23 protein-coding genes, 1 other RNA gene and 1 pseudogene are annotated in these 22,993 nt (G+C 71.6%); 12 read left to right on the forward strand and 13 right to left on the reverse strand.

Annotated elements, in window-relative coordinates; all coding sequences use genetic code 11:
• Window positions 1-95: 95 nt before the first annotated feature.
• The 4 genes from ACFQ7F_RS25970 to ACFQ7F_RS25985 form a co-directional block, all read right to left on the reverse strand.
• A complete protein-coding gene (locus ACFQ7F_RS25970; protein WP_383274600.1) occupies window positions 96-701 on the reverse strand; it encodes a response regulator in 606 nt (201 codons plus the stop codon).
• Complete coding sequence (locus tag ACFQ7F_RS25975) at window positions 698-1,849, reverse strand: sensor histidine kinase (protein WP_383274712.1); 1,152 nt, start codon at window positions 1,847-1,849, stop codon at window positions 698-700. The genes ACFQ7F_RS25970 and ACFQ7F_RS25975 overlap by 4 nt, the downstream gene beginning before the upstream one ends.
• Window positions 1,850-1,980: 131 nt before the next feature.
• On the reverse strand, window positions 1,981-2,703 hold the full coding sequence (locus tag ACFQ7F_RS25980; protein ID WP_383274603.1) for an ABC transporter permease: 723 nt from the start codon (window positions 2,701-2,703) through the stop codon (window positions 1,981-1,983).
• Complete coding sequence (locus ACFQ7F_RS25985; RefSeq protein ID WP_383274606.1) at window positions 2,703-3,641, reverse strand: ABC transporter ATP-binding protein; 939 nt, start codon at window positions 3,639-3,641, stop codon at window positions 2,703-2,705. Before ACFQ7F_RS25985 ends, ACFQ7F_RS25980 begins: the two co-directional genes overlap by 1 nt.
• A gap of 266 nt (window positions 3,642-3,907) precedes the next feature.
• Here ACFQ7F_RS25985 and ACFQ7F_RS25990 point away from each other — a divergent pair, with 266 nt between their 5' ends.
• The 3 genes from ACFQ7F_RS25990 to ACFQ7F_RS26000 all read left to right on the forward strand — a co-directional run bounded on the left by ACFQ7F_RS25990 (window position 3,908) and on the right by ACFQ7F_RS26000 (window position 6,889).
• On the forward strand, window positions 3,908-4,762 hold the full coding sequence (locus ACFQ7F_RS25990) for a MaoC/PaaZ C-terminal domain-containing protein (RefSeq protein WP_383274609.1): 855 nt from the start codon (window positions 3,908-3,910) through the stop codon (window positions 4,760-4,762).
• A 79-nt stretch (window positions 4,763-4,841) separates the two neighbouring features.
• Window positions 4,842-5,918, forward strand: a complete 1,077-nt coding sequence (locus ACFQ7F_RS25995; RefSeq protein ID WP_383274612.1) for a Zn-dependent alcohol dehydrogenase — start codon at window positions 4,842-4,844, stop codon at window positions 5,916-5,918.
• A 17-nt stretch (window positions 5,919-5,935) separates the two neighbouring features.
• The gene (locus ACFQ7F_RS26000) at window positions 5,936-6,889 is read left to right on the forward strand and encodes a 3-oxoacyl-ACP reductase (protein WP_383274614.1); all 954 of its coding nucleotides are present in this window, start codon (window positions 5,936-5,938) and stop codon (window positions 6,887-6,889) included.
• A gap of 155 nt (window positions 6,890-7,044) precedes the next feature.
• Here the strand turns inward: ACFQ7F_RS26000 and ACFQ7F_RS26005 are convergent, their stop codons facing one another.
• Window positions 7,045-7,212, reverse strand: coding sequence for a hypothetical protein (locus ACFQ7F_RS26005; protein ID WP_383274617.1), 168 nt, complete (start codon window positions 7,210-7,212; stop codon window positions 7,045-7,047).
• Between the two features lie 43 nt (window positions 7,213-7,255).
• Window positions 7,256-8,356 (reverse strand): hypothetical protein, encoded by a 1,101-nt coding sequence (locus ACFQ7F_RS26010; RefSeq protein ID WP_383274620.1) that lies wholly within the window; start codon window positions 8,354-8,356, stop codon window positions 7,256-7,258.
• Between the two features lie 269 nt (window positions 8,357-8,625).
• Between ACFQ7F_RS26010 and ACFQ7F_RS26015 the strand changes: the two genes are divergently transcribed.
• From ACFQ7F_RS26015 to ACFQ7F_RS26030, 4 genes are all read left to right on the forward strand, one after another.
• On the forward strand, window positions 8,626-9,663 hold the full coding sequence (locus ACFQ7F_RS26015; RefSeq protein WP_383274714.1) for an ABC transporter substrate-binding protein: 1,038 nt from the start codon (window positions 8,626-8,628) through the stop codon (window positions 9,661-9,663).
• 89 nt (window positions 9,664-9,752) lie between these two features.
• The gene (locus ACFQ7F_RS26020; RefSeq protein WP_383274623.1) at window positions 9,753-10,604 is read left to right on the forward strand and encodes a Nif3-like dinuclear metal center hexameric protein; all 852 of its coding nucleotides are present in this window, start codon (window positions 9,753-9,755) and stop codon (window positions 10,602-10,604) included.
• Window positions 10,601-11,344, forward strand: coding sequence for a zinc ribbon domain-containing protein (locus tag ACFQ7F_RS26025; RefSeq protein ID WP_383274717.1), 744 nt, complete (start codon window positions 10,601-10,603; stop codon window positions 11,342-11,344). Before ACFQ7F_RS26020 ends, ACFQ7F_RS26025 begins: the two co-directional genes overlap by 4 nt.
• Window positions 11,345-11,356: 12 nt before the next feature.
• On the forward strand, window positions 11,357-12,523 hold the full coding sequence (locus ACFQ7F_RS26030) for a bifunctional RNase H/acid phosphatase (protein WP_383274626.1): 1,167 nt from the start codon (window positions 11,357-11,359) through the stop codon (window positions 12,521-12,523).
• Between the two features lie 89 nt (window positions 12,524-12,612).
• On the opposite strand, the gene eda is transcribed toward ACFQ7F_RS26030, so the two are convergent.
• Both eda and yaaA read right to left on the reverse strand, forming a co-directional pair.
• The gene (eda, locus tag ACFQ7F_RS26035) at window positions 12,613-13,257 is read right to left on the reverse strand and encodes a bifunctional 4-hydroxy-2-oxoglutarate aldolase/2-dehydro-3-deoxy-phosphogluconate aldolase (protein WP_383274629.1); all 645 of its coding nucleotides are present in this window, start codon (window positions 13,255-13,257) and stop codon (window positions 12,613-12,615) included.
• Between the two features lie 73 nt (window positions 13,258-13,330).
• A complete protein-coding gene (yaaA, locus tag ACFQ7F_RS26040) occupies window positions 13,331-14,131 on the reverse strand; it encodes a peroxide stress protein YaaA (RefSeq protein ID WP_383274632.1) in 801 nt (266 codons plus the stop codon).
• Window positions 14,132-14,812: 681 nt separating this feature from the next.
• On the opposite strand from yaaA, the gene ACFQ7F_RS26045 reads away from it, so the two are divergent.
• The gene (locus tag ACFQ7F_RS26045; RefSeq protein ID WP_383274635.1) at window positions 14,813-16,264 is read left to right on the forward strand and encodes an RNB domain-containing ribonuclease; all 1,452 of its coding nucleotides are present in this window, start codon (window positions 14,813-14,815) and stop codon (window positions 16,262-16,264) included.
• On the opposite strand, the gene ACFQ7F_RS26050 is transcribed toward ACFQ7F_RS26045, so the two are convergent.
• Both ACFQ7F_RS26050 and ACFQ7F_RS26055 read right to left on the reverse strand, forming a co-directional pair.
• Window positions 16,215-17,075, reverse strand: a complete 861-nt coding sequence (locus ACFQ7F_RS26050) for a hypothetical protein (RefSeq protein ID WP_383274638.1) — start codon at window positions 17,073-17,075, stop codon at window positions 16,215-16,217. The two genes, ACFQ7F_RS26045 and ACFQ7F_RS26050, sit on opposite strands and share 50 nt — an antisense overlap.
• 8 nt (window positions 17,076-17,083) lie before the next feature.
• Entirely contained in the window at window positions 17,084-17,911 is an 828-nt protein-coding gene (locus tag ACFQ7F_RS26055; RefSeq protein WP_383274720.1) for a MerR family transcriptional regulator, read from the reverse strand.
• Between the two features lie 130 nt (window positions 17,912-18,041).
• Here ACFQ7F_RS26055 and ACFQ7F_RS26060 point away from each other — a divergent pair, with 130 nt between their 5' ends.
• Both ACFQ7F_RS26060 and ACFQ7F_RS26065 read left to right on the forward strand, forming a co-directional pair.
• Window positions 18,042-18,959, forward strand: coding sequence for a helix-turn-helix domain-containing protein (locus tag ACFQ7F_RS26060; protein WP_383274641.1), 918 nt, complete (start codon window positions 18,042-18,044; stop codon window positions 18,957-18,959).
• Between the two features lie 73 nt (window positions 18,960-19,032).
• Window positions 19,033-19,749 (forward strand): annotated as a pseudogene (locus ACFQ7F_RS26065) (DMT family transporter); the annotation flags it as partial.
• Here the strand turns inward: ACFQ7F_RS26065 and ACFQ7F_RS26070 are convergent.
• The gene (locus ACFQ7F_RS26070; RefSeq protein ID WP_383274644.1) at window positions 19,698-19,859 is read right to left on the reverse strand and encodes a hypothetical protein; all 162 of its coding nucleotides are present in this window, start codon (window positions 19,857-19,859) and stop codon (window positions 19,698-19,700) included. The pseudogene ACFQ7F_RS26065 and the gene ACFQ7F_RS26070 sit on opposite strands and share 52 nt — an antisense overlap.
• Window positions 19,860-19,888: 29 nt before the next feature.
• Between ACFQ7F_RS26070 and rnpB the strand changes: the two genes are divergently transcribed.
• Window positions 19,889-20,298: RNase P RNA component class A (gene rnpB / locus ACFQ7F_RS26075), an RNA gene on the forward strand.
• Between the two features lie 103 nt (window positions 20,299-20,401).
• On the opposite strand, the gene ACFQ7F_RS26080 is transcribed toward rnpB, so the two are convergent.
• Window positions 20,402-21,343: a glutaminase gene (locus ACFQ7F_RS26080; RefSeq protein ID WP_383274647.1), complete on the reverse strand. Its 942-nt coding sequence runs from the start codon at window positions 21,341-21,343 to the stop codon at window positions 20,402-20,404.
• A 445-nt stretch (window positions 21,344-21,788) separates the two neighbouring features.
• On the opposite strand from ACFQ7F_RS26080, the gene ACFQ7F_RS26085 reads away from it, so the two are divergent.
• The gene (locus ACFQ7F_RS26085; RefSeq protein ID WP_383274723.1) at window positions 21,789-22,193 is read left to right on the forward strand and encodes a hypothetical protein; all 405 of its coding nucleotides are present in this window, start codon (window positions 21,789-21,791) and stop codon (window positions 22,191-22,193) included.
• Window positions 22,194-22,227: 34 nt separating this feature from the next.
• Here the strand turns inward: ACFQ7F_RS26085 and ACFQ7F_RS26090 are convergent, their stop codons facing one another.
• A complete protein-coding gene (locus ACFQ7F_RS26090; protein ID WP_383274650.1) occupies window positions 22,228-22,980 on the reverse strand; it encodes a hypothetical protein in 753 nt (250 codons plus the stop codon).
• Window positions 22,981-22,993: the final 13 nt, after the last annotated feature.

Consider the following 22,993-nt stretch of genomic DNA (forward strand, 5'->3'; position numbering starts at 1 on the left):
CCCGACAAGATGGCCTCAAACGCCGGCCGGGCTGAAAGTATCCAGCCCGTCCGGCGCTTGAGGACGAACTCGGCGAAGCCGGTGATCGAGCCCGCTCAAAGCCAACCCCGCTGCCGCGCTTCCCGCACCGCCTCCATCCGGTTCCGCGTCCCCGTCTTCCCGATCGCCCCCGAGAGATAGTTCCGCACCGTCGACTCCGACAGATGCAGCCTTTCGGCGATGTCGGAGACCGTCGCCCCGTCCACGGACGCACGCAGGACATCGGCCTCCCTGGCCGTCAGTGGACTGGGCCCCGCGCTCAAGGCGGCCGCCGCCAACGCGGGGTCGATCACCGTCTCGCCCCGCAGCGCCTGGCGGATCGCCTCCGCGAGGTCCTCCACCGGGCCGTCCTTGACCAGGAAGCCCACCGCGCCCGCCTCCATGGCCCGGCGCAGATAGCCGGGCCTGCCGAAGGTCGTGAGGATGAGGACCCGGCACTCGGGGCACTCGTCGCGCAGGTCCGCCGCCGCGTCGAGCCCGCTGCGGCCCGGCAGTTCGATGTCGAGGAGCGCCACGTCGGGGCGGGAGTTCAGCGCCGCGTCCACGATCTCGTCGCCCGCGCCGACCTGCGCGACGACCTCGATGTCCTCCTCCATGCCGAGCAGCAGCGCGAGCGCGCCCCGCATCATGCCCTGATCCTCGGCGAGCAGGACTCTGATCATGGGGTGCGCTCCTCCACAACGGGGCCGGTACTGAGCTCGGTGACCGGCAGCTCCGCCGTGACCCGGAAGCCGCCGCGCGGTGCGGGGCCGGACTCCAGGGAGCCGCCCGCCGCCGCGAGGCGTTCGGCCAGGCCCTTCAGCCCGCTGCCGGGCGCTGTCGAGCCTACGCCGCGGCCGTCGTCGGTGATCAGTAGCCGAGTCCGTTCGGCGGTGCCCGCCACCTCGATCTCGCAGCGGGTGGCCTTGGAGTGGCGTACGACATTCGTGGCGGACTCCCGGACCACCCAGCCGAGCAGCGCCGCCGTCTGCGGGGCGAGGGGCGGCCCCGACTGGCGTACGACCGCCTCGATGCCCGCCGCGTCCAGGAGATCGCGGGCCCGGTCGAGCTCCGTGGCGAGGCTGCCCTCGCGGTAGCCGGTGACCGCCTCGCGGATCTCCGTCAGGGCCTGGCGGCCGACGGACTCGATGTCGGCGACCTGGCCGAGCGCCGCGTCCAGGTCGCGGGGGGCGAGACGGCGCGTGGCCTCCGCCTTGACCACGATCACCGAGAGCGTGTGGCCGAGCAGGTCGTGCAGGTCCCGGGAGAAGCGCAGACGTTCCTTCTCGACGGCGCTGCGGGCCAACTCCTCGCGGGTGGTGCGCAGTTCCTTGACCGTCTCGGAGAGGGCAAGGATCGCGGCCGTCACCATGACGGAGATGAACGTGCCGTACGCGATGCCCGCGGCGTCCCAGCCGTCCTTCATCCCGCCCACCACCGCCGCGGAGATGCTCAGGGCGAAGCCCGCGGGAGCCAGCTGCTTGCCCCGCAGGACCGAGCCGGTGGCCAGGCCGAGGAGCGGGAAGAACATCAGCCAGCTGCCGCCGTAGCCGATGGCGAGGGCGAAGGTGACCGCGGTGAGGCCGAGCAGCGAGTACTTGGTGGCGCGCGCCTCCCTGGCCTGCTTGGTGAAGGCGCGGAACACCACGCTGATGTAGAGGGAGTTGAAGGTCAGCAGGCCGATGCCGGCGAGCCAGGGGTTGCCCGCCTTGCCCTGGAGGAGGTTGGAGAAGGACCCCATGCCCATCAGGAGCCAGGGCAGCATCGCGAAGCCGTTGGGCGGGCCCAGGTCCTCCGGCTTGCTCCGGCCGGACTTCTCGTGCGCCCGCATCTCGGCGAGCTGCGCCTTGCTGCTGTGTTTCCATCCCGCGAGACGTGTGTGCCTCTGCCAGAAGTTCTTCACCGGCACTGCCTCTCCGACATTGCTTCTCCTGTCGCGCCCTTGGTGTGTCGTCGGCGTCGTCATACGGTCCGCGCAGCCCGGCGGTACGAGGTGACAGCGTACGAACCGAAGACGAGCAGCCAGGCGGTAAGGACCGCGACCGTGCCGAGACCGATGCCGCCGCCGTCCGTCACTGACGTGCCGAGCTGTGCGAAGCGGTGCGTGGGTGTGTAGTCGGACAGGGCGCGCAGCCAGCCGGGGAACAGGTCGACGGGGAACCAGAGGCCGCCGAGCACTGCGAGCCCCAGATTGCAGGCCGTGTTCACCACGCCTGTGGTCTGCGCGGTCAGGCGGTAGCCGTTGCCGAGCCCCAGCATCGTGAAGGGCAGCGAGCCGAGCCAGAGCAGCACCGCGGCCGCCGCCCACTGCCAGGCATCCAGGCGTACGCCGTTGACCAGGGCGCCCGCGGCGAACACCGCCACGATCGCCGGGAGCACGGTCACCGTACCGGTAAGGGCCCGGCCGGCCACGACCTCGCGCGGCGTCATCGGTGTGACCCGCAGCTGCCGCAGCCAGCCGATCGTCTTGTCCTCGGCGACACCGGTACCGGTGTTCAGGGCGGCGATCATGGACCCGTAAGCGGCCATGCCGATCATCGACGTCGTCTTCCACCCGTCGTGGTCCGAGCCGCCGCCGATGTTGGTGAACAGCAGATACATGAGGACCGGGAGCCCGATGCCGCCGATCATGAAGCCGGGGTCGCGGAGCGTCCTGCGCACTTCGAGCCTGAGGTAGGCGAACATCACACGGCCTTAGGGGTGAGAGAAACGGGAGCGGTCAGGGTCAGGAACGCCTCGTCGAGCGAGGCCGCCGCGACCTCGAGGCCACGGATCGCGCCGAGCTCCGCGAGTGCGATCACGGTCGCGTCGGAGTCCGTCGTACGCAGCCGGGCCCGGTCCCCGTGCACCTCGACGGAGACCACGCCGGGCAGCAGCGTCAGGCCCTCACTGCCGCGCCCGGCCAGGTCGAAGGAGACGGTGCTGCCGCCCGCGGACCGCTTGACCTGCTCCCCGCTGCCGTCGGCGACGATCCGGCCGTGGTCCATGACGACGATCCGGTCGGCGTGCCGGTCCGCCTCCTCCAGGTAGTGGGTGGAGAACAGGACGGTGTTGCCGCGGCGCGCGTAGGCCCGCATCGACGCCCAGAACACCTGCCGGGCCTCCACGTCGAGAGCGGCGGTCGGCTCGTCGAGGACGATCAGCGAGGGGTTCCCGGCAAGCGCGACCGCGAACCGCACCCGCTGCGTCTGACCCCCGGACAGCTTGTCGACGCGCCGCCCGGCAAGATCCTCGATCCCGGCGAGCGCGAGGGCCTCGCCGACGGGCAGCGGCGCCGGATAGCGCCCGGCCACGAAGGAGACCAGCTCGCGCACGGTGACACGCGGGACCAGGCGGCCCTCCTGGAGCATGGCGCCCACGTGCCCGGCGCGCACGGCGTCCTCGGGCGGGCCGCCGAAGAGCTCGACGCGGCCCGTGTCGGGGTCGTCGAGGCCGAGCAGGAGGGAGATCGTCGTGGACTTGCCCGCGCCGTTGCGGCCGAGCAGGGCGACGGTCTCGCCGCGGTGGATCTCCAGGTCGACGCCGTCGACGGCGTGGAGCGGGCCGAAGGCCTTGACCACGCCGGTGAACGCCACGGCCCGCTCTGCGGGCTCTGAGAGCTCTGCGGGAACTGTCTTCGTCATGCCCCTGACGTTACGAATCCGGGGTGGTGCGGCGGCAGATGCGGTTGTACGGACTCGGCCGGTACAAATGTCACACGCTTGATCAGCGGCGTATCTGACGTGACGTCAGGAGGCTTCACAACTACCGGACGCTCAGCTATACATGGGATCGCCGGACTGGAACGCGTTCTAGAACGGGCTCCTCCGGCCCTGTTGCGACCTCGGTGCGACCGACGGTGCGGACGGTCGCACCGAGGTCTTCAGACCGGCCAAGGAGCTGCCACCACATGCCCATCGATGCCGCGAAAGCACTGGCCGCGGAGCCCAGGTCGGCCGAGATCACCTGGGATCACAAGGACATCCAGCTCTACCACCTGGGCCTGGGAGCGGGCGTCCCCGCCACCGACCCCGACGAACTGCGCTACACCCTGGAGTCGAAGCTGCACGTCCTGCCCAGCTTCGCGACCGTCGCGGGCGCGGGCATGGGTGTCGTCGGCGGGCTCTCGTCACCCGGCATCGAGGTGAACCTGGCCGCGGTCCTGCACGGCGGCCAGAGCATCACGCTGCACCGCCCGATCCCGGTCAAGGGCAAGGCCACCACCACGTCCAAGGTGGCCGCCGTGTACGACAAGGGCAAGGCCGCGATCCTCGTCCTGCGCACCGAAGTGGCCGACGCCGAAGGTCCGTTGTGGACGAGCGACGCCCAGATCTTCGTACGCGGCGAAGGCGGATTCGGCGGCGAACGCGGCCCCTCCACCCGCCTCCCGGCCCCCGACGGAGAGCCCGACAAGGTCGTCGAGCGCGCCGTCCGCCAGGAGCAGGCGCTGCTCTACCGCCTCTCAGGGGACTGGAACCCTCTGCACGCCGACCCCGAGTTCGCCGAGCTCGCGGGCTTCGACCGGCCGATCCTGCACGGCCTGTGCACCTACGGGATGACGCTCAAGGCCGTCGTCGACACGGTCCTGGGCGGCGATGTGTCGAGGGTGCGCGGCTACAGCACGCGCTTCACCGGGATCGTCTTCCCCGGCGAGACCCTGCGGATCCGGATGTGGCGCTCCGAGGGCCGCGTCCAAGTGGCGGTGACGGCGGTCGAGCGGGACGACGCGCCGGTCCTCGCCGACACGATCGTCGAACACGTCTGAAACGACGGACACATCTGAAGCTACGGACACGCCTGAAGCCACGGACACGCCTGAATCTTCGTACGAGAGGAGCCGCACCATGCGCGCAGCCGTACTGCACGAGATAGGCCAGGACAAGCTCGAGGTCCTCGACGACGTCGAGACGGTGGGTTTCGGCCCCGGCAAGGTGAAGATCCGGGTGCGGGCCACCGGCCTGTGCCACTCCGACGTCTCCGCGATGAACGGCGTACTGCCGCAGCCAGGGCCGTTCATCCCCGGCCACGAGGGCGCCGGCGAGATCCTCGACGTCGGTGACGGGGTCAGCGGGATCAGCCAGGGGGACAGGGTCCTGGTGTGCTGGCTGCCCGCCTGCGGCCAGTGTCCGGCGTGCAAGCGCGGCCAGAGCCAGCTGTGTCTTGCCGGGTTCATGAACGCGGGCACGCCCAACTTCAAGCGCCCGAGCGGTGACGTCTTCGGCTTCGCGGGCACGGGGACCTTCACCGAGGAGGTCGTGGTCGACGCGGGCTGCGCCGTGCCGATCCCGGACGACGTGCCCTTCGACATCGCGGCCCTCATCGGCTGCGGAGTGACGACGGGGCTCGGCGCCGCCATCAACACCGCTGATGTGAAAGCCGGTTCGTCGGTCGCCGTCATCGGCTGCGGCGGCGTCGGCATCTCCGCCATCCAGGGCGCGCGGCTCAAGGGCGCGGCGCAGATCATCGCCGTCGACCCCGTCCAGTCGCGGCGCGAGGCGGCGCTGCGGTTCGGCGCGACGGAGGCGGTCGCACCGGACGCGTTTGAGGACGCCAAGCAGCGGGTGACCGGGGGCGAGGGCTTCGACTACGTCTTCGAGGTCGTGGGCAAGTCCGCCACCGCCCGCACCGCGTACGAGAAGACGCGTCGCGGCGGCACGCTCGTCATCGTCGGCGCGGGCGCCATGGACGACAACCTTCAGCTGAACATGTTCGAGCTGTTCTTCGACGAGAAGAAGATCCTGCCGTCCATGTACGGCGGCGGCGACGTCCTGCAGTCCTACGAGCGGGCCATCGCGCTGTGGCGCGCGGGCCGGATCGACCTGGAGAGCATGATCACCCACCGGGTGCCGCTCTCCGAGATCAACGAAGCGCTTGACCAGATGCGTACGGGCGTCGCGCTGCGTACGTGCATCGAGATCTGAGAGGACTTCGATCCCTGATGGCACAGCCATTGCCACGGCCACTCGAGGGTTTGGCCGCGATCGTGACAGGAGCGGGCCGGGGCCTCGGTCGTGCGGAGGCCCTGGAGCTCGCCCGGCTCGGCGCGAGCGTCGTCGTCAACGACTTCGGGAAGACCGGCCGCGACGGTTCGGGCGAGGCGTCGGCGACGCCCGCCGAGGAGGTCGCGGCCGAGATCCGGGCGGCGGGCGGGCAGGCGGTCGCGCACCTGGGCGATGTCGCGGATTACGAACAGGCGCGCGGGCTCGTCCAGTTGGCGATCGACACGTACGGCAAGCTCGACATCCTGGTCAACAACGCCGGGATCCTGCGGGACCGGATGATCTTCTCGATGAGCGAGAGCGAGTGGGACTCGGTCATCCACGTCCACCTCAAGGGCCACTTCAACACGACGCACTTCGCGTCCGTGCACTGGCGCGAGCGCTCCAAGGCGGCGGGGGAGCCGGTGTACGGCCGGATCGTCAACACGTCGTCGGAGGCGTTCCTCGCGGGTTCGGCGGGCCAGCCGAACTACGCGGCGGCGAAGGGCGGCATCGTCGGCCTGACGACGTCGAGCGCGCTGGCGCTCGGCAAGTACGGCGTGACGGCGAACGTCATCTGCCCACGCGCGCGCACGCGGATGACGGAGGACGTCTTCGCGGGCTTCCAGGAGCCCGGCGCCGACGAGCTCGACGCGCTCGCTCCCGAGCATGTGGCGCCGCTGGTCGGCTACTTGGCGTCGCCCGCGGCCGGCGGGGTCAACGGGCAGTTGCTCGTGGTCCACGGCGGAATGGTCGCCGTGGTCGAGCGGCCCAAGGTGGCGGCGAAGTTCGACACGGCGAAGGACGCCTTCTCGTACGAGGAGCTGGACGAGGTCCTGTCGCCCTACTACGCCGGGCGGCCGGTGGGGGAGACGTTCGCGGCGGCCGAGGTGCTCGGGCTGAAGCGGGGATGATCTGTCCCCCACCCCGCCCCTTCCCGGCTGTATCAATTTGCGGCTCCGCCGCGTGGCGTGCCTGCGCCCCGGACCTACCTGGGGCTCCGCCCCAGACCCCGGTCCTCAAACGCCGGACGGCTGAATCTTTCAGCCGTCCGGCGTTGGGGAAAGAATCAGTTCTCGTTGCCCTGGCGGCGATGCCGCCCCCGCGGCGCCCCCGCCTCGTCACGCTCGGCCACAGGCCCCCGGTGCCTACCGGCGCCGGAACTGCCCGCCGCCTCCCGCGGCTCGGGATTCCGCTCGGATTCCGTACTGATCTCGGCCATCATCAACACACTCACCCCGTAAAACGGTAAAGAAGATCGTTCGTGCAGCCGGGCGAGTCTAACGAACGCCCGTACGCCCCGTGAGGGGCGCCTGCTGCAACGGAACGGGCCGCGCGGCGACCGGCGCGGGCGCCGCCGCCGGAGGGGCCGGTTCCGCCTCCGCGACCCCGCACGGCACCGCCTCCGTCGCATACGGAAGGCGCAGCGCTCCCTCTCGTGTCCACCACCCCGCACCGGCCAACCACCCTGCCGGTGCCGCCAGTTGGTGCAGGCGTCGATCGGCGGGGCGCCATATGCCGAGCCAGCTGCCCGCCGCCCCGTCGATCCGCAGCGCCACCGCACAGCCCTCCGGCATCAGCGTCTGACCGGGCTGGATGGCGAACGGCGTCACCGCGAGGTCGGGCAGCCGCAGGCACTCGGGGAAGCGCACCGGGCGCGTACCGCCGAGGATTCCCCAGCCGATCCTGTCGTGACCCGGCGCGTCCGAGCGGATCAGGAGCAGCCCGCTCTCGGCGTCCGCGAGCAGCACCCGGTCATTGCTCTCGTCGGCGATCTGGAGGAGGGGCGACACCTCGCCGCCCCGCCCCAGGTCCACCGCCACCGCCTTGACCCGGCCGCCCAACTCCCGGTCAAGGGCGAGCATCCGGCCCTCTCCGTCAAGCCAGGCCCCGCCCGAACAGCGCCCCGGGATCTCGGCGACGTGCTCGGGCCCGAAAGCGCCGCCCGCCACCAGCCACAGGGCCGTCGATCCCGCGCCCACCGCGAGAGCGTAGGCGTGGCCGCCGACCGGTGACGGCGGCAGCAGCGTGAGCCGGGACTCGCCGCACTCCACGGCGCCGAGCGGTACCTCGCCGGTCTCCGGGCCCGTCGGGTACAGGAGCGCGAAGGTGTGCCGTCCGTCGATGACGCGGTGGATCAGGACCCGCCCGTCCGTCATCGGGAGCACCTCCGTGCCGGGCTCCTCCGGTTGGCTGCCGGGCAGCGGCACCGCGTACGGCTCGGGGGAGTCCAGGGTCCAGCGCTCGGGGAACCAGGAGCCGCCTTCATGGGTGAGGCGAGCGGCGTACGTGCCGTCGGTGGTGATGACTGGGGGTGTCGCGGGCGCTGGGCGGGACGTCGGCACGGTCATGGGCTCGGGCTCAAGAGTGGGCGCTGTCATGGGGGGTACCTCCGGGCCACGAAGCTAGTTTTCGCACGCACTGCCGTGGCACCTGTGGTCGCCCGCTTCACACAGAAGGGTGGCGATGTGCCGATTCGCCTGAGGGGGCGGGGGTGGTTGTGCTGGGCGGGGAGGGCGCGCTTAAAGTAAGGCGAACCTAAGTGGTTGAAGGGTGGTCCAAGCAGCACTTCGGCTCGGGCGGCAGATCAACCAGCACACCCCCTGGAGCACCGATGTCCCCGTCTGTACGGTCCCTGCCCGCACGGTCCATGCGACCGCGCCGCCACCGCGCCACCGCCGCCATCGCCCTCGCCGTGGCCGGCGCGCTCTCCCTCGCGGCCTGCGGGTCCGGTGACAGCTCCGGCAAGTCCGACGACGGCAGCGGCAGCAAGGCCGTCGCCCAGGGCGGTGACGACTTCTCCAAGGCCGCCGAGCAGACCGCGAAGATGGGCACCACGGCGAAGCCGGGCAAGTTCCCGCGCACCATCACGCACGCACGCGGCAAGACCGAGCTCAAGGCGCAGCCGAAGCGGGTCGTGGTCCTGGACGTCGGCGAGCTCGACAACGTCGTATCGCTCGGCATCAAGCCCGTCGGCTACGCCCCCACCGAGGGCGACGACGGCATCCCCGGCTACCTGAAGAAGGACGCGGGCAACCCCAAGGACGTCGGCACGATCAACGCCCTCAACCTCGAAGCGATCGCGAACCTCGAGCCGGACCTGATCATCGGCAGCGAACTGCGCGCGGCCAAGCTCTACCCGCAGCTCTCCAAGATCGCCCCGACCGTCTTCTCCATCCGCCCCGGCTTCACGTGGAAGGAGAACTACCTCCTGAACGCGGCCGCGCTCGACAAGACGGCCAAGGCGAAGGAGGAGCTCGGCGCGTACGAGAAGAAGGCCACGGCCCTGGGCAAGGAGATCGGCGACGGCGGAAAGAAGCCGACGATCACGATGCTCCGCTACATGCCGGACCGCGTCCGCCTCTACGCGAAGGCGTCCTTCATCGGCACGATCCTCGACGACACAGGCCTGCCCCGCCCCAAGAACCAGCAGGTCAACGACCTCGCCACGGAGATCAGCACGGAGAAGATCGACGACGCCGACGCGGACTGGATCTTCACCGGCGTCTACGGCGACGCGAAGAAGACGGGCCGCACCGAGGCCGAGAAGAACCCGCTGTGGAAGAAGCTCGACGCGGTCAAGGCCGGTCAGGCCAAGGACGTCCCGGACGAGACCTGGTACCTGGGTCTTGGCGTGACGGCGGCGAACGAGGTCCTCGGCGACCTCAAGGGCTTCCTCGTCAAGTAGTACGCGGCTGAGCCACGCCACCGGTACGCGGCCGGTAGCAGTACGTAAGCCATGGCCAGTGGGGCACGGAGGGAAGGTAGCCTTTCCCCGTGCCCCGTCTGTCTGAAGTCATCGCCGCCCTCGACGCCCTGTGGCCCGCCGAACTGGCCGAGAGCTGGGACGCGGTCGGCACGGTCTGCGGCGACCCCGACGCGGAGGTCTCCCGGGTCCTCTTCGCCGTCGACCCCGTCCAGGACATCGTCGACGAAGCGGTGAAGCTGGGCGCCCAGCTCCTCATCACGCACCACCCGCTCTATCTGCGCGGCACGACCACGGTCTCGGCCTCCACCTTCAAGGGCCGCGTCGTCCACGACCTGATCAAGAACGACGTCGCGCTGCACGTCGCGCACACCAACGCGGACCGCGCTGATCCGGGCGTCTCCGACGCCCTCGCGGGCGCGCTCGACCTGCGGATCGTGCGTCCCCTCGTACCGGACCCCGCCGACGCGCAAGGGCGCCGCGGCCTCGGCCGGATCTGCGAGCTCGAACACCCCCTGACGCTCCGAGAGCTCGCCGCCCGCGCGGCCGAGCGGCTGCCCGCCACCGCGCAGGGCATCCGGGTCGCGGGCGACCCGGAGCAGCTCATCCGCACCCTCGCGGTCAGCGGCGGCTCCGGCGACAGCCTCTTCGACGACGTACGCGCGTCCGGCGTGGACGCCTTCCTCACCGCGGACCTGCGCCACCACCCGGTGTCGGAGGCCCGCGCACAGACTCCGCTCGCGCTGCTCGACGCCGCGCACTGGGCCACCGAGTGGCCGTGGTGCGAACTGGCGGCGGCGCAGCTCGATCAGATCTCCGACCGTCACGGATGGGGACTTCGCGTCCACGTCTCCAAGACGGTCACCGACCCCTGGACCGCCCACGCGGCCTCGAATACCCACACCACAGGAGCCCCCAACTGAACGCCGCGCCCGCCGACCAGATCCGACTCCTCGACATCCAGGCATTCGACGTACGCCTCCAGCAGCTGGCGCACAAGAAGAAGTCCCTGCCCGAGCACGCCGAGATCGAGTCGCTCAACAAGGACCTCACGCAGCTGCGCGACCTGCTCGTCGCCTCGACGACCGAGGAGAGCGACTGCTCCCGCGAGCAGACCAAGGCGGAGCAGGACGTCGACCAGGTACGCCAGCGCGCGAACCGGGACCAGCAGCGCCTCGACTCGGGCGCCGTGACGTCCCCCAAGGACCTGGAGAACCTCCAGCGCGAGATCGCCTCGCTCGCCAAGCGCCAGGGTGACCTGGAGGACGTGGTCCTCGAGGTCATGGAGCGCCGCGAGGCCGCCCAGGAGCGGGTCGCCGAGCTGACGGAACGTGTCTCCTCGGTCCAGTCGAAGATCGACGACGCGACGGCACGGCGTGACGCGGCGTCCGAGGGGATCGACGGCGAGGCCGCCACCGCATCCAAGGAGCGCGAGGTCGTGGCGGGTTCGATCCCGGCCGACCTCCTCAAGCTCTACGACAAGCTCCGCGTCAAGGAGGGCGGCGTCGGCGCGGCCAAGCTCTACCAGCGGCGCTGCGAGGGCTGCCGTATCGAGCTGGACATCACCGGGGTCAACGAGGTGAAGGCGGCGTCCCCCGACACGGTCGTGCGGTGCGAGAACTGCAGCCGCATCCTGGTCCGCACGTCCGAGTCGGGTCTGTAAGCCACTGTGGCCGTGCGGGAGTTCATCGTCGAGGCCGACGGCGGGTCACGGGGCAACCCGGGGCCCGCGGGCTACGGCTCGGTCGTCATCGACGCGACCACGGGGGAGACCCTGCGGGAAGTCGCCGAGTACATCGGCGTCGCGACGAACAACGTGGCCGAGTACAAGGGGCTCGTGGCCGGTCTGAAGGTGGCACACGACCTCGACCCGACCGCCTCGGTCCACGTCCGCATGGACTCCAAGCTCGTCGTCGAGCAGATGTCGGGCCGCTGGAAGATCAAGCACCCGGACATGAAGCCGCTCGCCGCAGAGGCCGCGCGGATCTACCCGGCGTCCCAGGTGACGTACGAGTGGATCCCGCGCGAGAAGAACAAGCACGCCGACCGCCTTGCCAACGAGGCGATGGACGCGGGCAAGCGGGGCGAGCAGTGGGAGCCGTCGGATTCGACGGCGGAGCTCGACGCGAGGGCCGTTTCCGGCCCAGGGGCGGACGTCCGTGCCGCGGGCAACGTGGCCGCGCAGGCCCCGCCCGTCGGCTGGGCCGCCCCCGCCGACCTCGGCGCCCCCGCGACCTTCGTGCTGCTGCGGCACGGCGAGACCGCGCTGACCCCTCAGAAGCGGTTCTCCGGCAGCGGCGGTACCGACCCGTCCCTTTCCGACGTGGGCCGTGAGCAGGCCGAGCGCGCGGCGGCGGCGTTCGCCGCGCGGGGCACGATCCAGGCGATCGTCTCCTCGCCGCTGAAGCGCTGCCAGGAGACCGCGCAGGCCGTCGCCGCCCGCATCGGTCTCGACGTACGCGTCGAGGACGGACTGCGCGAAACGGACTTCGGGGCCTGGGAGGGCCTCACCTTCGGCGAGGTGCGTGAGCGTCAGCCCGAGGAGCTGAACGCGTGGCTGGCCTCGCCCGACGCGGCGCCGCCCGGCGGCGAGTCCTTCGCCGCGGTGGCCCACCGGGTGTCGGAGGCGCGGGACCGTCTGGCCGCCGAGTACGCGGGCCGCACGGTCCTCCTGGTCACGCACGTCACGCCGATCAAGACGCTGGTGCGCCTTGCGCTGGGCGCGCCGCCGGAGTCCCTGTTCCGGATGGAGCTCTCGGCGGCGTCCGTCTCGGCGGTGGCGTACTACGGCGACGGAAACGCGTCGGTACGGCTGCTCAACGACACGTCTCACCTGCGGTAGGGCTTGCTTGTCCGCGGGTCGGTGGGGGCTGGCCGCGCAGCCACGACGTACCCGCGGATACGCACTCGCGCCCGGCCGTTACGGCGGTTTCAGCGAAGGGCAGCGGCCTCGCGGGCCAGGGCCTCGACGCGGCCCCAGTCCTTCGCCGAGACCGCGTCAGCAGGCAGCATCCAACTGCCGCCCACGCAGCCGACGTTCGGCAGGGCGAGGTACGACGGCGCGGACGCGAGGCCGATGCCGCCCGTCGGGCAGAAGCGGGCCTGCGGGAGCGGTCCGCCGAGCGACTTGAGGTAGGCGGTCCCGCCTGCGGCCTCCGCCGGGAAGAACTTCATCTCGTGCACGCCGCGCTCGATCAGCGCCACGACCTCGGACGTCGTCGAGACGCCCGGCAGGAACGGCACCCCGGACGCCTTCATCGCGGCGAGCAGCGTGTCCGTCCAGCCCGGGCTGACCAGGAAGCGGGCCCCGGCGTCGACGGAGTCCGCGACGTTCCGGGGCGAGATGAGGGTGCCCGCGCCGACCACCGCGTCCGGCACCTCCGCGGCGATGGCCCGGATCGAGTCGAGCGCGGCGGGCGTCCGCAGCGTCACCTCGATCGCGGGAAGGCCGCCCGCGACCAGAGCGCGGGCCAGCGGCACGGCGTCGGCGACGTCCTCCACGACGACAACGGGGACGACGGGGGCCAGATCGAGCACAGAGGCGGAGGCGGAGGCCGCGGCGGAGGGGGAAGTCATGGGTGCATCCTGCCCCGGTGCATGCAGCATGCGCAAAGGGCGTTGCGCATGCTGCAACCGAAGGCCGGGCGGGTCAGTGGATCTCCCGGACCACCACGTCCAGGGCCCACGCCTTGCCCGCCTTCGTGGGTGCCTCGCCCTCCACCACGTGCCCGAGGTCCCGCAGCGCCTCGACCAGTTCGGCCGGGTCCTTCGGCTGGGTGCCGGTCTCGAGCAGGGAGCGGACGATCCGGCCCTTCGTCGCCTTGTTGAAGTGCGAGACGACGGAACGCTTCTCGACCCCGTCGACCATCTGCGCGTGCAGCACCCGCACCGTCGCCGTCCGGTCAGCGACCTCGCCCTTCGGCTTCCACGCGGCCGTGTACGCCGATGAACGCAGGTCGAGTACGAGCCCGTCGCCCGCCGCGTCGGGCATCGCCGAGGCCATCGGCGTACGCCAGTAGGCGCCCAGTGCGCCGAGGCCGGGCAGCTTCACGCCCATCGAGCAGCGGTAGGAAGGGATGCGGTCGGTGATGCCGACGGCGCCCCACAGCCCTGAGAAGACAAGCAGCGAGCGGGCCGCGCGGCGCTTGGCGGCGGCATCCAGCGTGGCGAGGTCAAGGGCGTCGTACAGGACGCCGGTGTAGATCTCCCCCGCGGGGCGCGCGCCCGCCGTGCGCAGCTCGGTGTTCTTCGCGACCTCGCCCCGCAGGCCCTCGCTGAGCCCGAGTACGACACGGGCCTTCTCCTCGTCCGCCACGCAGAGGTCGACCAGCTCGTCGAGCACTGCCTGCCTCGCGTCCGCGAGCGCCGGCAGGGAGAGCGACTCCGGCTTCAGGGGGGCACCGCGGCCGGAGGGCGCCTTGCCTTCGGAGGGCGGCAGCAGGACGAGCATGGGTCTCCTTCGGAGGGCAACGGGGTGGGGGTGCGGCCCTGCGCCAGGGTAATCGCCCCGGCAGCCCGAGCCCGCACACAAGCCTCGCGTCCCCGCCCCCCACGCTCCCGCAGCCGCGCGACGCACGTGAGGGGACGTGCCGGTATGTCCGCCCGGAGCACGGCTCGCAGGACTCCGGCGCCGAAGTATCGCTGCGCCCACAGGCGGATGGCGAGGACGGACATACCGGTGCGGCCCCGCCCCGGAACAACGAGGCGCTCCACAGCGGCGAGGCGGCCGGGCCGGAAGCGGCGAGGTGACCGGGCCAGGAGCGGCGAGGTGACCGGGCCAGGACCGGCGAGGTGGCCGGGCCAGAAGTGCCGAAAGAGCCGAGCCAGAAGCGGCACCCCGGCCACGAACCCACGCCCAAGGCCCACAGGAACCCACGCCCAAGGCCAGGAGCGGCGAGGTGACCGGGCCGGAAGCGCCGAAAGGGCCGAGCCAGAAGCGGCGAAGCGACCAAGCCAGAAGCGCCGAAGCGACCAAGCCAGAAGCGCCGAAGCGACCAAGCCAGAAGCGCCGAAGCGACCGAGCCAGACAAGGCACCCTGGCCAGGAACCTACGCCCAAGGCCCGCAGGACCCCACGCCCAAGGCCAGGGGCCCGCCGCGCCGCCCCGCCCCACCGCGCCTACGCTCGTCCCATGCCCCGTCGCCATCTCCGTGTGACCGGCGCAGCCGAGGCTCCGTTGCGGGGCGCGCTGCGTGAGCTGCGTACGAAGCTGGATGTTCCCGAGGGCTTTCCCGCGGACGTCCTCGCCGACGCGGAGCAGGCTGTTTCCGCTCCGCGCCTCCCCGCGCACGACGCGACCGACATCCCCCTCTTCACCATCGATCCGCCCACCTCCGTCGACCTCGACCAGGCGATGCACCTGTCCCGGCGGCAGGCCGGCGGCTTCCGGGTGCGGTACGCCATCGCCGACGTCGCCGCGTACGTCACACCGGGCGCGCCGCTCGACGCAGAGGCCCACCGGCGCGTCACCACCCTCTACTTCCCCGACGAGAAGGTGCCGCTGCACCCCACCTCGCTGAGCGAGGGCGCGGCCAGTCTCCTGCCGGGCCAGGACTGTCCCGCCGTCCTGTGGACGATCGACCTCGACGCGGAGGGGCGCGCCGTATCCACCGAGGTGCGCCGCGCTCTCGTACGCAGCCGCGCCAAGCTCGACTACGAAGGTGTGCAGCGGGCCATCGACGACGGCACCGCGGAGGAGGCACTCGCGCTGCTCGGCGACATCGGGCGGCTCCGCGAGCAGTTGGAGGTCGAGAGGGGAGGCATCTCCCTCAACGTGCCCGAGCAGGAGATCGTCGAGCGGAACGGCGCGTACGAACTCGAATACCGCGCCACGCTCCCCGCCGACGGGTGGAACGCCCAGATCTCCCTCCTCACCGGCATGGCCGCAGCCGAGCTGATGATCCAGTCCGGCGCCGGAGTCCTGCGCACCCTGCCCACCGCCCCGGACGGCGCCGTCGGCCGCCTGCGCCGCACCGCGAAGGCCCTGCGGGTCGACTGGCCGCACCACGTCCCGTACGCCGAGCTCGTCCGCTCCCTCGACCCGCACGAGCCCCACCACGCCGCGTTCCTCCAGGAGTGCACCACGCTCCTGCGCGGCGCCGGCTACACCGTGTTCAGCGGCGGCGACGTCCCCTCCCTCACCACGCACGCCGCCGTCGCCGCCCCCTACGCCCACTGCACGGCCCCGCTCCGCCGTCTCGTCGACCGCTACGCCGCCGAACTGTGCCTGGCGGCGGCCGCCGGGGACGAGCCCCCACAGTGGGTGCTCGCCGCGCTGCCCGACCTGCCCAAGGAGATGGCGGACGGGACGCGGCGCGGCAACACCGTGGAGCGAGAGTGCGTGGACCTCGTCGAGGCCGCCCTGCTCAAGGACCGGGTCGGCGAGCTCTTCGACGCGGTGGTGGTGGACGTACAGGAGCGTGAACCGTCCGTCGGGACCGTCCAGTTGACCGACCCCGCGATCGTCGCCCGCATCGAGGGCGGCGCGGGCGGCACCGACGGTCTTCCGCTGGGGGAGCGACTGCGGGTGCGGCTCACGCAGGCCGACCCCGGTGCGGCGAAGGTGCAGTTCGCGCCTGCGTGAGTCCCACGGCCCGCGTGAGTTCCAGGGCCTGCTTGAGCGCGGCCCGCAGCTCCGCCGGCTCGTCGGAGTGCAGCCTCACCGTCGTCACCGGCTGACGCCCGCCGAGGAACCCCACCGCCGTGACGGGCTCCGTCAGCTCCAGCGTGAGGGAGGTCTGCGCGGCGACGGGAATGTTGAGCACCCCGTCAGCGGCCTCGTGCGTGAAGCGCCGCTCCCCGCTCACGGAGGCGATCCGCTCCAGCGGTATCCGCAGGTCACGGTGGGCGCCATGGCGTACGCGCAGTGCGTCGGCGGACAGCACGTGCGGCCGGGTCACCGAGGCCGCGTGCACGCCGAGCATCAGGACCACGGTGTAGACGTCGACGACGAGCATCACCGCGTGGACCACGGGCCAGCTCCGCAGCAGTACGGCCATCCCGACGGTCTCCACGACGCAGACGAAGACGAGGCCGTACAGCAGCCCGGCCTGATCGCGGGCGTGCCCGAACGCCAGATCCCCCTCGCGCACACCGTGCCGCCGCCGGGCCACCCACAGCCCGAGACTGCAAAGGACCCGCAGCTCGTGCCCGAGGATGCCGCGCACCGGCTCCGGCACGACCTCCCGGACCGCCGCGCGCCCACCCCGCCGGTACAGGACCGCGAGCCCCACGCCCTCCACGACGAGCAGCGCCATGGCGACTGCCTCCACGCCGATGAGTACGTCGGAGGGGAGCGAGGCACCGGTCAGCAGGCAGACGACAAGGACGACTTCGACGGGTACGACGACCCAGGCGAGGCCGCGCACGACCTTCTCCAGACGATGGCCGCGCACCGGGCCCTTCATCGCGCACCCCGTTCCATGAGCAGCCGCATCCCACGGCGTACGGCCTCTGCCTGCGCGGGAGCGAAGTCGGCGTAGAGGGCTTCGAGGAAGGGGCCGCCGCCGTCCCTGCCGAGCCCGTCGGCCACCGTCTGCGCGCCCTCCATGCCCAGCTCCTCCAGGAGAGAGTCGGGCAGCGCGTCGGCGAGCGCCCGCGCGGCCTCGTCCACGGCCGCATCTGTACGGGCGTCGGCGAGGTCGGTGTCCGCGAGCGCGTCGAGCAGCGCGTACACCTCGTGCGCGCGCTCCACCGCCTCCGGAGTGGCAAGGGCGGGGCGCATCGCGGCCAGGAGCCTGTCCCGGTCCTCCGGGGGCGCGGTCGTGTCGATCAGGGCGAGCAGTTCCCTGTCCTTCGCGGCCATCGCGGACTCGGGCCCCGTGCGGCCGACGCTGGAGCGGGCCACCTCGGCGAAGAACTCGCCGAGTTCGGGGGAGACGGGCCCCTCGGCGGAAAGGACCCCGCGTTCCGCGCCGTCAAGCAGGACCCGCAGCCGCTCCCGCCGCTCACGGATAGCGGCTTCCTGCCGGGCGAGATCCGCGTCCAGCTCGCCGAGCACCTCGGCGAGCTCGCGCCCCGCGTCGTCCGCGAGCACGTCCCGCACCTCGGCGAGGCCGAGCCCCAGCTCGGTGAGCCGCCGGATGCGGGCGAGCACGACGGCGTGCCGCAGCCCGTACTCCCGATAGCCGTTGGCCCGCCGCTCGGGCTCGGGGAGCAGCCCGAGGTGGTGATAGTGCCTGATGGCCCGCGTGGTGACGCCGACGATGCCGGCGAGCTCTCCGATCCGCATCCCGCTCTTCCCGTTCATGAGGCCAGTAGAAACGTTGACGTTGCGGCAAGGTCAAGCACCGACAGGGCGGGGCATGGAATGAGGCCGCGCGGGCGTTGCACCCCGTGAGCGGGCGACGAGGGGGAGCGGCATGAACGGTGGGACAGCGCACGAAGCAGTGCCCGGCGCGGTGCACGAAGCAGTGCCCGGCGGCGGCCGCGAGCACGCGGTCTGGACCCGCGCCCGCCTCGAACCGTGCGCGCCGCCCCTCGACCTCCTCACCGCCCGCTTCGACCGGCACCGCTACGCCCCGCACTACCACGAGGAGTTCACCGTCGGCGTCTGCGTCGGCGGCTCCGAGGTCATCGACTACCGGGGCGGCCGCCTCGACGTGGGCCCGGGAACCATCGTCGTACTCGCTCCGGGCGAAGTGCACACAGGAGGCCCCGGCCACCACCAGGGCGGTTACGCGTACCGGGCGATGTACCCGGCCCCGCACCTCCTCGCCGAGGGCATCGTGACCGCACCGCACTTCGGCGACCCGGTCCTGCACGACCCGGAACTGGCCGCGGCGCTGCGCACGGCACACACCGAACTGAGCGCCCACGCCGCCGACCCCCTTGAGACCGAGTCACGCCTCCCCTGGCTGCTCACCGCCCTGGCCCGCAGACACGGCACGGCCCGGCTCCTGTGCGACACGATCCCCGGCGCCGACCACATCGCCCGCGCCGTACGCGACCGTCTGGCGGACGAGCTCCTGGCCCCGCCCTCCCTCGCCGAACTGGCGGCGCCCCTGGGCCTCTCCCGCTACCAACTCCTGCGCGCCTTCCGTACGTCGACGGGGATGCCGCCCTATGCCTGGCTGGCCCAGCACCGCGTGACACGGGCCCGCGCGCTCCTGGAGGCGGGGCTGCGACCGGCGGAGACGGCATCCATGGTGGGCTTCGCAGACCAGGCGCACCTGACACGCTGGTTCCGCCGGGTTCTGGGGGTGACCCCGGCGGCGTATCGCACCAGCGTTCAGAGCAGCCGCAACAGCGTTCAAGACGGCGGACGCACAACACCCTGAAACTGCCCGCATGACTGCACGCGGCTGGTTCCTCTTCTCCCTCATGGGCGTCCTCTGGGGCATTCCGTACCTGATGATCAAGGTGGCGGTCGAAGACCTCTCACCGTCGATGGTGGTCTTCACCCGCTGTGCGCTCGGCGCCGCGCTGCTACTCCCGTTCGCCCTGCGGCAAGGGGGCCTGTCCGGCGTCCTGCGCACCCACTGGAAGCCGATGCTCGCCTTCGCCTGCATCGAGATCCTGGGCCCCTGGTGGACCCTGACGGACGCCGAGCGCCGCCTCTCCAGCTCCACGGCGGGCCTGCTGATCGCCGCCGTCCCGATCATCGGCGCCGTCCTGGCCCGCTTCTTCGGCGACACGGAGCGCCTCGGCGCACGCCGCCTGGCGGGGCTGGGTCTGGGCCTGGGCGGAGTGACAGTCCTGACCCTCCCGCACCTCACGGGCGGCGACGCCTGGTCGCTCACGGAGGTCCTGCTCACGGCGCTCGGCTACGCGACGGCCCCCCTGATCGTGGCCCGCCACCTCAAGGCGGTCCCCACACTCCAACTGATCGCCCCGTGCCTGACCCTGGCGGCGCTCGTCTACGCCATCCCGGCGGCGGCGACCTGGCCGACGACGGTGCCGGGCCCCGCCACGCTGGCCTCCCTCGTGGGACTCGGCGTCATCTGCACGGCCCTGGCTTTCGTGGCCTTCCTCGAACTCATCCGTGAGGCGGGCCCGACCCGGGCGGTCGTCTTCACCTACGTGAACCCGGCGGTGGCGGTGGCGGCAGGCGTCGCGTTCCTCTCCGAACCCCTCACGGCGGGCATGGCGGCGGCCTTCACGCTCATCCTGGCGGGTTCGTTCCTGGCGACGGGGGCGTCGGGGGCATCGGGGGCGTCCGCGGGCCGGAGCTCCGGCACACGGCGGGTAGCATGGTCGACACGGCAGACGAGCCGGGCGGACGGCCGCGTGAAGCTCCCCTCACCAGGGGCTCTTCCCGAGGAACGTCCGGGCTCCACAGGGCAAGGTGGTGGCTAACGGCCACCCGGGGTGACCCGCGGGACAGTGCCACAGAAAACAGACCGCCGGAGGCTTCGGCCTCCGGTAAGGGTGAAACGGTGGTGTAAGAGACCACCAGCGCCTGAGGTGACTCAGGCGGCTAGGTAAACCCCACCTGGAGCAAGGTCAAGAGGGGCCCTGGAAACAGGACCCTGCGCGGATGATCGAGGGCTGCCCGCCCGAGTCCGCGGGTAGACCGCAGGAGGCCCGTAGCAATGCGGGCCCTAGATGGATGGCCGTCTCCCCGGCCGCCGCGAGGCGACCGGGCGACAGAACCCGGCGTACAGCCCGACTCGTCTGCCCCACACTCTCCGCCGGGTCTCTGACCTGCGGCGACAGAGTGACGGTTCGAGCTACTGCATCAGCTGTCCGGCATCGGCGCTCTGGCGGCGTCCGGCCCGCGTCAGAAAACCGAAAGCCCCGTCAGTGTCGTGAACCGGTCGAGTGCCGCGACCCCCGAAACCGAGTTGCCCCGTTCGTCCAGGCCCGGGCTCCAGACGCAGATTGTGCAGTGGCCGGGGACGACGGCGATGATGCCGCCGCCTACGCCGCTCTTGCCCGGTAGGCCCACGCGGTAGGCGAAATCGCCCGCCGCGTCGTACGTTCCGCAGGTGAGCATGATCGCGTTGACCTGCTTGGCCTGGCTGCGGCTGAGCAGGCGGGTGCCGTCGGTGCGGATGCCGTGGCGGGCCAGGAAGCCGGTGGCCAGGGCCAGGTCGGCGCAGGAGGCCTCGACGGAGCACTGGCGGAAGTACTGGTCGAGGAGGACCGGGACCGGGTTGCCGATGTTCCCGTAGGCCGCCATGAAGTGGCCGAGCGCGGCGTTGCGGTCCCCATGGGCGGCCTCGGACGCGGCGACGGCTTCGTTGATGGCGAGCCGGTCGTTGCCGCTCTCCGCGCGGAGGAAGTCGAGGAGGGTGCTCGCCGCGTCGCCCGTCTGGGTCTGGAGGCGGTCGGTGACGACCAGTGCGCCCGCGTTGATGAAGGGATTGCGGGGGATGCCGCTCTCGTACTCCAGCTGCACGAGCGAGTTGAAGGGGTTGCCGGACGGCTCGCGGCCCACGTGTTCCCACAGGGCGTCGCCCTCGCGTGCCAGGTCGAGCGCGAGGGTGAAGACCTTGGTGATGGACTGCGCGGAGAAGGGCTGGCGCCAGTCGCCCACCCCGTACACCCTGCCGTCCGTCTCCGCGACGGCCATGCCGAACCGGCGGGGATCGCAGGCGGCGAGCGCCGGGATGTAGTCGGCGGGCCTGCCGCGCCCCGGCGTCCTCTCGATCTCGGCCGCGATGCGGTCCAGGACCGGCTGGTAGGTCTGGGGCGAGGTCGGGGTCGGAGTCAGGGTCATGATCGCCATTTTGCACCCGTGTGATCGGGGCGGGGAGGGGCGGGGCGTGGCGGTGAGTCATGGGGGCGGGGCGGGGCGGGGCGTGGTGGTGCGTGGCGGTGGGGCGTATTCGTGCGCGCCCGCGGGGGTGTACGGGGGCACCTGGGGGTGTCGGGGAGGGGCTCGTAGGCGCGGCTGAAATTGGCCGTAGCATGTCAAGAATCATGGGAGCGTGCCTTGCCACCTCAAGGGGCCCATGCCTCAATGAGCAGCGGTCCGGGGTGCTGACTGGCCGTCAGGTCCTGGTGCTATTCCCCCCCGCATTCCCCCCACCTGAAGGCAGGTCCTCATGAGGCATGGCAGTTACTCAATCGGCAGGCCGGGCAGATTCGGTGTCGGCAGACTCGGCTTCGGCAGACTCGGTGCCGGGTCGGCGTTGGGCGTCGGTCTGGTTGCCCTGGGCGCGATGGTGATGGCGCCCGCCGCCACCGCGGTGACCCCGGACACCGCGACCATCTCGTTCGACTGCGGTACGTGGGGCTCGGGTTCCGCGACGCTCAAGGCCACCCAGGACGGGACTGCCGCGACCATCAGTGTCTCCACGTCGGCGATCACCGCCCCCATCGACATCGCCGCGAACTCGGTCGCCTCGACGCTCACGCTCACCAAGAACGGCTCGGGCACGACGACCTTCACCGGCAACTCCAACCCGGCCATCCCCGCGGGCGGCGAGGTGTCCACAGGGCCGCTCAACGGGACCGTCGCCACCGGCGACAGCCTGGAGGGCAAGTCGCTGCAGGTCGTGGTCTTCGGGATCAGCGTGACCTGCAACGCCACGTCGGCACAGGCGCCCGGGCCGTTCGTCTTCTGACGGCGACGGCAAGTCCTTCGAGGGGCGGCGGCGCTCAGTCCTGGGCGGCGCCGCCCCTCTCGCCCGCCTCCGCTGCCAGCGGGCGCCAGTGCTGCTTCTTGCCCTCGTCCCGTACGACGTACCCCAGATCCTGCAACGCCTCGCCGAGGTCCCGGACGTCCTCCCCGGCATCGCTCTTCAGCGCCACTTTCCGTGCCGCGAGGACCGCGTGGGCCTCGGTGGGCAGGCCGGGAGCGCCGGGGATCCAGCGGCGGAAGAGGGACGCGTACGGGTCGGCGTCCCGCCAGGGGTAGCCGTGCGAGCGGAACGCCTCGGCCAGGGTCGCCGCTGACGCCTTGTGCGCGCCGCGCGTCACCTCACGTGATGTCTCGTCCAGGACCACCAGGTCCTTGCCGTCCAGGAACACCGCCGAGACGCGGTCGCGCCGGACCGTGCGCGTCACGCTGTCCTTCTCGGTCTCCAGTTCCCCGTCGGTGAGCTTCAGCTTCAACGCCTCGTCGATGTCCGTGACGGCCAGGATCGCCCCGGCCACCAGAGCGACGCCCACCACGACACCTGTCTGCCACGGCTTGTCCAGCGACCCGACGAACGTGATGCCGTCCCGCCAGGGCAGCACCGGCGAGTGACTCAGCCATCGGGCGAGCGGCGGCAGGGCGAGGCCGATCAGCAGGCCGAGGACCGGCATGCCGATGAGCAGGGTCAGCAGGTCCGCGCGCGGGTATCCGAGCACTGTCGTCGTCCGGTCCTTGCGCAGCGGGACGGGGCCGAGGCTCTCTTCGCTGGTCATGTCCTCGACGCTA

Origin of the sequence: Streptomyces sp. NPDC056486 (assembly GCF_042795295.1) — a bacterium.
Taxonomy (GTDB): domain Bacteria; phylum Actinomycetota; class Actinomycetes; order Streptomycetales; family Streptomycetaceae; genus Streptomyces.

What these genes read in the sequence shown, in the direction of transcription:
- yaaA (WP_383274632.1), bottom strand. Translation starts at nt 14,131, where the DNA reads ATGCTCGTCCTGCTGCCGCCCTCCGAAGGCAAGGCGCCCTCCGGCCGC.
- ACFQ7F_RS26090 (WP_383274650.1), bottom strand. Translation starts at nt 22,980, where the DNA reads ATGACCAGCGAAGAGAGCCTCGGCCCCGTCCCGCTGCGCAAGGACCGG.
- ACFQ7F_RS25970 (WP_383274600.1), bottom strand. Translation starts at nt 701, where the DNA reads ATGATCAGAGTCCTGCTCGCCGAGGATCAGGGCATGATGCGGGGCGCG.
- ACFQ7F_RS25990 (WP_383274609.1), top strand. Translation starts at nt 3,908, where the DNA reads ATGCCCATCGATGCCGCGAAAGCACTGGCCGCGGAGCCCAGGTCGGCC.
- ACFQ7F_RS26055 (WP_383274720.1), bottom strand. Translation starts at nt 17,911, where the DNA reads ATGCGGATCGGAGAGCTCGCCGGCATCGTCGGCGTCACCACGCGGGCC.
- ACFQ7F_RS25975 (WP_383274712.1), bottom strand. Translation starts at nt 1,849, where the DNA reads ATGCGGGCGCACGAGAAGTCCGGCCGGAGCAAGCCGGAGGACCTGGGC.
- ACFQ7F_RS26085 (WP_383274723.1), top strand. Translation starts at nt 21,789, where the DNA reads ATGGTGATGGCGCCCGCCGCCACCGCGGTGACCCCGGACACCGCGACC.
- ACFQ7F_RS26015 (WP_383274714.1), top strand. Translation starts at nt 8,626, where the DNA reads ATGCGACCGCGCCGCCACCGCGCCACCGCCGCCATCGCCCTCGCCGTG.
- ACFQ7F_RS25980 (WP_383274603.1), bottom strand. Translation starts at nt 2,703, where the DNA reads ATGTTCGCCTACCTCAGGCTCGAAGTGCGCAGGACGCTCCGCGACCCC.
- eda (WP_383274629.1), bottom strand. Translation starts at nt 13,257, where the DNA reads ATGACTTCCCCCTCCGCCGCGGCCTCCGCCTCCGCCTCTGTGCTCGAT.
- ACFQ7F_RS26010 (WP_383274620.1), bottom strand. Translation starts at nt 8,356, where the DNA reads ATGACAGCGCCCACTCTTGAGCCCGAGCCCATGACCGTGCCGACGTCC.
- ACFQ7F_RS26045 (WP_383274635.1), top strand. Translation starts at nt 14,813, where the DNA reads ATGCCCCGTCGCCATCTCCGTGTGACCGGCGCAGCCGAGGCTCCGTTG.
- ACFQ7F_RS26000 (WP_383274614.1), top strand. Translation starts at nt 5,936, where the DNA reads ATGGCACAGCCATTGCCACGGCCACTCGAGGGTTTGGCCGCGATCGTG.
- ACFQ7F_RS26060 (WP_383274641.1), top strand. Translation starts at nt 18,042, where the DNA reads ATGAACGGTGGGACAGCGCACGAAGCAGTGCCCGGCGCGGTGCACGAA.
- ACFQ7F_RS25995 (WP_383274612.1), top strand. Translation starts at nt 4,842, where the DNA reads ATGCGCGCAGCCGTACTGCACGAGATAGGCCAGGACAAGCTCGAGGTC.
- ACFQ7F_RS25985 (WP_383274606.1), bottom strand. Translation starts at nt 3,641, where the DNA reads ATGACGAAGACAGTTCCCGCAGAGCTCTCAGAGCCCGCAGAGCGGGCC.
- ACFQ7F_RS26080 (WP_383274647.1), bottom strand. Translation starts at nt 21,343, where the DNA reads ATGACCCTGACTCCGACCCCGACCTCGCCCCAGACCTACCAGCCGGTC.